The organism is Shigella sp. FC1544 (assembly GCF_001722145.1).
Lineage (GTDB): Bacteria > Pseudomonadota > Gammaproteobacteria > Enterobacterales > Enterobacteriaceae > Escherichia > Escherichia coli.
The window spans coordinates 1-310 of the sequence record NZ_MECT01000491.1; the positions used below are offsets into that span (position 1 = coordinate 1).

Genomic DNA, 310 nt, shown 5'->3' on the forward strand with positions numbered 1-310 from the left:
GAGGGATGCTCACCGCGTATTGACGAGCCGGATCGCCGAGTTACCGGCGCAAGGCCAGCATAAGCAGCGAGATGTGCGGCAGAGGCGAAGGCGCGGCAGCGACCTCGGTGAGGAGTCTGGCTGCGGTCCTGACACCGACTCCGGGCATACTGGTCAGGACCGGGTAAAGAGGGTGAGCAATAACTCGCTGTTCTACCTCAAGCGCCACCTCGTCTCTTTGCTTACGCAGCGTGATGAGCTGGAGTGCCAGACGTGGCAGTACTACGGCAGCGGCATTCGTGCCGGGAACGACGACGGTTTGTTCGGCCAG

General features: G+C 62.3%; 1 pseudogene. It reads right to left on the reverse strand.

Annotated elements, in window-relative coordinates:
- A pseudogene (locus BGK49_RS28145) lies at nt 1-310 on the reverse strand (transposase); the annotation flags it as partial.